This window comes from Streptomyces sp. CO7, assembly GCF_053474865.1.
Window position 1 is genome coordinate 281,002 of sequence record NZ_JBRIOU010000001.1, and the last position, 7,223, is coordinate 288,224.

Consider the following 7,223-nt stretch of genomic DNA (forward strand, 5'->3'; position numbering starts at 1 on the left):
CTCCGCGGGCGGGCCCGCCGCCGGGGGGCGGGAGGACGGCAAGGCGTCCCCGGGTCGCGCGGACCGCTCGGGCTTCTCCACCGCGGCGCCCTCGGGGGCCGGCTTCGCGACCACCCGGCTGCCCTCGCCCTCGCTGCCGAACAGCAGCAGCCGCCCGTCCGCGCTGTACGTGAGCGACTCCCCCTGCCCCTGGAACGGGGGCGACAGTCGCTCCCGCACCGTGGGCCGGCCGCCGTTCCAGTCCAGCAGCACGCCGTCCAGGTAGCCCCGCACCGCCAGCTGGGACCCGTCCGGGGAGAACGCCGCGTCCGTCGCCCAGACGTCGATGCCGGCCACCGGCCGGAAGACGTTCACCCCGGACGCCGACAGCCGCTCCGGCCCGGCCAGGACGTGCCCGTCGCCGCCCTTGCGCTTGTCGACGATGTACACCCGCCCCGTCTTCGGATGCACGGCCAGCGACTCGGCGTCCCGCGCCCCGCCCTGGTACTTCACCACGTACTGGGTGGCCCGCACGGTGGCGTCCCGCAGCCGCTCCGGCTCGGGAAAGGCGTAGATCCAGACGTGGTCCCACCCGCCGTCGAAGTTGTCGCCGATGTCCCCGACGTACACCCGCCCGTCCGGCCCGACCGACACGGCCTCGATGTCCCGCGCCTGCCCGACGCCCGACAGGGTCACGGTGGCGACGGTCCGCCCGGTGCGGCCGTCCACGGCGAACACCCGCGAGCCGTCCTCGCTGTCGTTGTGCGTCCAGTAGATCCCCGGGTGCCGGCGCGAGGCGGCGAGACCGCTCGACTCGGTGATCCGCGGGTCGGCCAGCGTGAAGCTCCCGTCCCCCTCCACGGCGGCGGCGGGGGCGGCGGGGACGGCACACCCGGCGGCGGCCAGGAGCACCGCCCCGGCGAGGGTCGGAAGGGATCGACGCAGCATGCGCCCAGTGTCCCCCCTCACGTCGCGTCGCGGGCCGGGAACGGGGCATCATGATCGGATGCTCAGGTTCATGCCCGTCGGGGACTCCATGACGATCGGCAGCGCGGGGGAACACACCTGGCGCTACCGCCTCTGGCAGCACCTGCGGGCCACGCTCGACGCCCCGTTCGGGATCGTCGGTCCCCGCGAGGCGCTGCACGACCCGGCCACCGACGGCCCCGACGCGTACGCGTACGCCGCCGACGTCGACCCGGCGTTCCCCCGCGCGCACCTGGCCGGCTGGGGCGAGGGCTGGCACCACATGATGCCGCTGATCGGCGAGGAGGTCCGCGCCCACCGCGCCGACGTGCTGCTCATCTCCCTGGGCCTGATCGACCTGGGCTTCTACACCAACGCCCGGCAGACCGCCGACAACGTGCGCCGCTTCGTGATCAACGCGCGCGAGGTCCGGCCCGCGGTGCGGATGGTGATGCTGCCGGTGATCCCCAACGTGCGCGCCGCGAAGGACGAGGACTTCGCCTGCGAGGTGACCCGCTTCAACGAGCTCCTCGCCCAGGAGGTCGAGACCCTGCACACCGAGCACTCCCCCGTCCTGCTCGCCCCCGTGCCGCCCGGCTGGGACATCGACCACGACACCTACGACGGCACCCACCCCAACGCCTCCGGCGAGCACAAGCTGGCGGCGACCTTCGCCGACACCATGCACGAGGCCTGGGGGCTGGGAGAGCGCTACGAACGCTCGTTCCCCTGACGGATCTCCGCGCGTTACCGGCCGCTCCTCCCTATCGTTGAACCGTCCGGCCGGACTCGTCCGAGGGCGGCCGGGGAAGGAGCGCCACGATGACCGTCCTCCTGCAAGATGGGATCGACATGGCCGCCATCGACGAACAGGCGCTTGACACTCTGTTCGATGAGATGGCCGCCCCCGCGGGCTACAAGGCTGAGATCGTCGGGGGAGTCATCCACATGTCGCCGCAGCGGCGCATCCACTTCGAGATCATCCGCAGGATCCTCCGTGTCCTGGAGGACGCCTTCGGCATGGACGTCCTCGTCCTCTCCGATGTGCGCATCGACTTTCCGGGCCACCTCAACGGCTTCTGCCCGGATGTCGCGATGCTGCGGGACGGCGCCCAGCCCGGCCCCGGGGAGCGCTGGCGGTACCAGGACGTCGAGTTCATCGCCGAGGTGATCTCCCGGGGGACGGCACGCAACGACTACGAGCCGAAGAAGAGCGCCTACGCGCATGCCGAGGTGCCGGTCTACGTCATCGCCGACCCCTATCAGCGCCGGTGCCACGCCTATACCGACCCCAAGGAGGGGATGTACATGACCGAACTGACCGTCGCCTTCGGCGGTGACGTCGATCTCTCCTCCACCTCCCTGGGCCTCACCCTCCCCACCAAGGACTTCCCGGTGGAGTGACCACAGGGTGAGCGCCGAGTCCCTCTTGCCCGACGCGCCGTCAGGGCGTTGGCTGGGGACCATGAAGTACACACAACTGGGACGCACGGGTCTCAAGGTCAGCCGGCTCGTCCTCGGGACCATGAACTTCGGCCCGCAGACCGACGAGGCCGACAGCCACACGATCATGGACGCCGCCCTCGACGCGGGCCTGAACTTCTTCGACACGGCCAACGTGTACGGGTGGGGCGAGAACAAGGGCCGCACCGAGTCGATCATCGGCAGCTGGTTCGCCAAGGGCGGTGAGCGCCGCGACAAGGTGGTGCTGGCCACCAAGGTGTACGGCAACATGAGCGCCGACGAGAAGCCCTGGCCCAACCACGACCGGCTCTCCGCGCTGAACATCCGGCGCGCCGTGGAGGCCAGCCTCAAGCGGCTGAACACCGACTACATCGACCTGTACCAGTTCCACCACATCGACCGCCGGACCCCGTTCGAGGAGATCTGGCAGGCGGTGGACGTCCTCGTCCAGCAGGGCAAGATCCTCTACGCCGGTTCCTCCAACTTCCCCGGCTTCAAGATCGCCCAGGCGAACGAGGTCGCCACCCGCCGCGGCGGCGGCACCACCATCGGGCTGGTCAGCGAGCAGTGCCTGTACAACCTGGCCGAGCGGCGCGCTGAGATGGAGGTCATCCCGGCGGCCCGCGACTACGGCCTGGGCGTGATCCCCTGGTCGCCGCTGCACGGCGGCCTGCTGGGCGGCGTGCTGAAGAAGGAGAACGAGGGCAGGCGGCGGGCGAGCGGGCGGTCCGCGGACGCGCTGGCGAACACCGCGGTGCGCGAGCAGGTGCAGGCCTACGAGGACCTGCTGGACAAGCACGGCATCGAGCCGGGCGAGGCCGCGCTGGCGTGGCTGCTGACCCGGCCGGGCGTCACCGGGCCGATCGTCGGCCCGCGCACCGTCGAGCAGCTTCAGTCCGCGCTGCGGGCGCTCGAGCTGGAGCTGAGCGAGGAGGTGCTGACCGGGCTGGACGAGATCTTCCCCGGTCCGGGCCCGTCCCCGGAGGCGTTCGCCTGGTAGACCCGTCGCCGACGGCGCCCGCCCGGCACGCGGGCGGGCGCCCCGCGCCGTCGCGTCGCCCTCGCGTCGTCGGCCGGACTACCCGCCGACGGCCGAGGCCAGGGCGACGGCGACGAACATCAGAACGAGCACACCGGCCATGATCCGGTTCCGGGTCTTGGTATCCACGCCTTCGAGGTTAACCGGAGGCGCCGAGCCGCCAGCGGGCGGCCGTCTCGTAGCGGGGCTGCTCGCCGGGGATCCCGGAGCGCGGCAGCCGGCTGTGGACCAGGGCCAGCTCCTCCACCGGCCAGGAGCGGCCGCGGTAGCCGTCCAGGGCCTCCAGGACCGGCCGGACGTCCGGCGGCGCGGCGCCGCGGCCGGAGCGGGCCAGGGAGAGGTGCGGCCGGTAGCGGCGGTGCTCCTCCAGGCGCAGGCCCGCCCTGCGGCCGGCCGCCTCGGTGCGTGAGGCGAGGAAGCCCAGGTCCCGCACGTCGCCCTGGACCCCGGCCCACAGCGCGCGCCCCCGGCCGAACTGGCCGGCCCCGGCCAGGCTCAGCGTGAACGGCGCGGTGTGGGCGGCCGCGCGGGCCAGCCGCTCGCGCAGGGCGGGCAGCCGCTCCTCGTCGACCTCGCCGTAGAAGGCGAGGGTCAGGTGCCAGTTCGCGGGCGCGGTCCAGCGCAGCCGCTGCCCGGCGGGGAGCCCGCGGAGCGGGGCCACGGCGTCCGCGAGGTCCTGGATCACGTCGTCCGGGGGCAGCACGGCGGCGAAGAGGCGCATGCCCCCAGGGTGACGGGCCCGGGGGCCCGGACGCCATCCGCCTGGCGGAGGACCGGCCACCGGACCGGGCCCGGCAGCCGCCGGACCGGCCCCGGCGGCTGCCGGGGCCCGGGACTCCGGGTCAGTCGAACCAGCGCGCGGTGGCGAGTTCGGCGGTGCGGGAGGGGTCCTCCAGGAGGGCGGCGACCTCGAAGCGGCGGGGCCACTGGCGGGCGGCCCAGGCGAGCCCGGCGGCGACGCCCACCAGCGTGGCGGCGTGCACCGTGCCGTCCACGGCGAGCCGCCAGTCCAACTCGGTCCCGTCGACCACCAGTTCCTCGTGCTCCACGTAGGTCTCCGGGGCGGCGGGCCCCAGCAGCGCCCGCACCGCCTGCGGCACCTCGTGCTCCACGCCCTGCGAGACGACCGTCCCGGGCACCGTCTCGCTGAGGCGGCGGATCTGGAAGAGCTCCGCCAGTTCGGCGGCGCGTTCCGGGCGGACCGGCAGCAGCGGGGTGCCCTCGATGAGCGGCAGCAGGTCGGGGGTGTCCACCACCACCGCGTAGGCGGAGTCGACGATCTCCGCGCGGCCGTCCACCACCGCGCGCACCTCGTCGGGGATCAGCCCGACCCGCTCGGGGTCGAGCTCGGCGAGCGCGCTGTACAGGCCGTGCAGCTGGGCGGGGGTGACCTGGCGGTCCGGGTCGGCGAGGCGGTCCAGGAGCTCGGCCGGCCCGCCCGGCTCGTCGAGCAGCGCGGCCACCGAGGTGCGCACGCCCAGGGCGCGCAGCACCTGCACGTCGCCGAAGCCGGTGGCGTCCGCCTCGTCGTAGAGGCCGCGCAGCAGGGGGTCGCCGCCGGCCGCGAGCAGTCCGGCCGGGCGGCGGCCGTCCAGCACCGGGTGGCCGCGCAGCCACCAGGCGGTGTACGGGCGGACCGTCTCGTGGGTGCCGTCGGGCATCAGCACCCGTACCGGCTGGACGAGGGCGTCCCGCAGCGGCGGGCGGGAGAGCATCGCCAGCGCCTCGGGCCAGTGGTCGTCGTCGACCAGTTCCAGGTCGCGGACGGCGACCAGTTCGGTGGCGACCGGCGGGACGGGCGTGCCGGGGAAGCGGTCCAGGACGTCCTCGCACCAGACGTCGACCGCGTCCAGCAGCCCGGCGTCGTCGGGCTCGGCGAACTCCGAGTCGCGGGGCTCCAGTTCGTCCGGGTCCAGGACGACGTCGGTGGCGCGGACCAGGGTGAAGCCGGCCAGCACGCCGCAGGCGGCGAGGGTCTCCTCGCCCCAGCGCCCGGCGATCTCCTCGTCCACCGCGAGCAGTTCTCCCTCACGCACGACGCGGGCGAACGCGCTGCCGGGGAAGAGCAGTTCACCGGCCGGCGCGAGTTCGCCCTCCTCGTCGGGCAGGGCCAGCGCCCCCAGCCAGGGCTCGTCACCCGGCTCCAGGTTCGCGTCGCGCACCAGGGTGAGGACCAGGTCGGCGAGCTCGTCGGCGTCCAGCGCGTCCTCGTCCCAGCCGGCGCCCTCGTCCTCGAGCGAGGCGGCGACGGCGGCGCGGACCTGGCCGGTGGTGAGGACGGCGCGGGCGGTCGCGGGCAGCGCGCCCAGCTTCTCCAGCAGGGGGTGCGCGGCGTCGGGGTGGGCCACCTTGAGGCCGAGGCGGGCGAGGAGCTCCGGGTCGGCCGACGGCCCGTCGGGGGTGGGCAGCAGCACCTGGCGCGGGCCGATGACGGTGCGGCCTCCCCCGGCGAGCGGGACGGGCAGGCCGGTCAGCCGGTCGGGGTCGACGCCCAGCAGGCTGTCGTAGAGCCGGTGCCACCACTCGGCGGACTTCTCCAGCCCGGCCAGCCGGTCGATCGCCTCGGTCAGCGGGAGCCGGGCGACGCCGAGGGAGCGCAGCTCGGTGCGGCGCTCCAGTCCGGCGGGCAGCAGGGTGGGCAGCACCTCGGCGAGGACCTTGACGGTGCCGGCGCCGGCGCCCTCGACGACCTCGGCGTCGCGCGGCCGCAGCGCCTCGGGCAGGTCGCTGTCCGAGCCGTCGCCGCGCGGCGGGAGGGCCGGGGGCAGGAAGGCGGTGCGGGGCAGCCGGTCCAGGACGGCCGCGCGCAGGGCGCCGTCCAGTTCGCCCTTGCCGAGCGGGCCGGGGACCAGGGAGATCAGGCCCTCGCCGACCGGACGCCAGGCGGACAGCAGCGCGGTGTAGAGGTCGGCGGCGCGCTCCACCAGGAAGTCGGTGAGCGCTCCGGGCGCGACGTGCCGGCGGGTGGTGTCCAGCGGGAAGGCGGCGATCAGCAGGGCGGGCACGCCGACCGGCTCGTCGCTGGGGGTCGGCGCGTGCAGCACGGGGCTGGTGCGGGGCCGGCCGGGCGCTCCGGCGTCGTCGACGGGGACGGCCCAGGTCACCGACCAGTGCGGGCGCAGGCGTTCCTCGACGGGCCGGTCGGCGAGCAGCCGGGCGTCGAGCTCGCCGTGGCCGGCGGCGGTGCGCCAGCGGGTGGTGCCGGTCCGGGAGTCCTCGACCACCACCACGTCGCCCTCGTCGCGGCGGCGCAGCACGCGCTCGGGCCCGTCGTCGCTCTCCACGACGACCTCGGCCAGCCCCGGCAGGGCCAGCAGCAGGGCGTCGTCCACGGCGTCCAGCAGCCGGGCGGCGAGCGCCTCGGCGGCGGTGTCGCGCAGCGGGAGGATGACGGCGGTGTCGTACGGGGCGGGCGCGGTGCCCTCGGCGGGGAAGGGCAGGCGCAGCACCGGGACGTGGCCGTCGCGGCGGCGGATCTCCTCGGTGAGGCCCGCGCTGCCCCTGGCCTCGGCCTCGGCGGCGGCGAGGTCGCGGGACTCGGCGAGGGACCAGCGGACGCCGCCGTGGCGGGAGACGACAGCGGGCTCGTCGGTGACGGCGAGGACGGCGGCGAAGCCGACGCCGAAGCGTCCGACGGCGGTGTCCGTGTCGCGTTTGGCGGAGGCGCGCAGGGTGGACAGCGACTCCACGCCGGCCGCGTCGAGCGGGGCGCCGGTGTTCGCGGCGACCAGGACGCCGTCGCGCAGGGTGAGGCGCAGGCGGCCCGGGACGCCGG

Annotated in this window: 6 protein-coding genes; 3 read left to right on the forward strand and 3 right to left on the reverse strand. The window is 75.0% G+C overall.

Annotated elements, in window-relative coordinates; genetic code table 11:
• On the reverse strand, positions 1–927 hold a 927-nt coding region (locus tag ACOV8S_RS01295; protein ID WP_448315458.1), incomplete at its 3' end, for a WD40 repeat domain-containing protein.
• A gap of 58 nt (positions 928–985) precedes the next feature.
• Here ACOV8S_RS01295 and ACOV8S_RS01300 point away from each other — a divergent pair.
• The 3 genes from ACOV8S_RS01300 to ACOV8S_RS01310 all read left to right on the forward strand — a co-directional run bounded on the left by ACOV8S_RS01300 (position 986) and on the right by ACOV8S_RS01310 (position 3,409).
• Positions 986–1,678, forward strand: a complete 693-nt coding sequence (locus tag ACOV8S_RS01300) for a GDSL-type esterase/lipase family protein (protein WP_448315460.1) — start codon at positions 986–988, stop codon at positions 1,676–1,678.
• Positions 1,679–1,767: 89 nt separating this feature from the next.
• A complete protein-coding gene (locus ACOV8S_RS01305; RefSeq protein ID WP_448315462.1) occupies positions 1,768–2,349 on the forward strand; it encodes a Uma2 family endonuclease in 582 nt (193 codons plus the stop codon).
• Positions 2,350–2,410: 61 nt separating this feature from the next.
• On the forward strand, positions 2,411–3,409 hold the full coding sequence (locus tag ACOV8S_RS01310) for an aldo/keto reductase (protein WP_448315464.1): 999 nt from the start codon (positions 2,411–2,413) through the stop codon (positions 3,407–3,409).
• Between the two features lie 178 nt (positions 3,410–3,587).
• Here ACOV8S_RS01310 and thpR read toward each other — a convergent pair whose 3' ends face one another.
• Positions 3,588–4,169 carry an RNA 2',3'-cyclic phosphodiesterase gene (gene thpR / locus ACOV8S_RS01315; RefSeq protein ID WP_448315466.1) on the reverse strand — a complete coding sequence of 194 codons (582 nt, stop codon included), beginning with the start codon at positions 4,167–4,169 and terminating at the stop codon, positions 3,588–3,590.
• Positions 4,170–4,290: 121 nt separating this feature from the next.
• Positions 4,291–7,223, reverse strand: a 2,933-nt coding sequence (locus ACOV8S_RS01320) for a sacsin N-terminal ATP-binding-like domain-containing protein (protein ID WP_448315468.1), incomplete at its 5' end; no start/stop codon positions are given.

Excerpts from the sequence above, each read along its gene's own strand:
- ACOV8S_RS01300 (WP_448315460.1), top strand. The coding sequence starts at position 986 with ATGCTCAGGTTCATGCCCGTCGGGGACTCCATGACGATCGGCAGCGCG.
- ACOV8S_RS01305 (WP_448315462.1), top strand. The coding sequence starts at position 1,768 with ATGACCGTCCTCCTGCAAGATGGGATCGACATGGCCGCCATCGACGAA.
- ACOV8S_RS01310 (WP_448315464.1), top strand. The coding sequence starts at position 2,411 with ATGAAGTACACACAACTGGGACGCACGGGTCTCAAGGTCAGCCGGCTC.
- thpR (WP_448315466.1), bottom strand. The coding sequence starts at position 4,169 with ATGCGCCTCTTCGCCGCCGTGCTGCCCCCGGACGACGTGATCCAGGAC.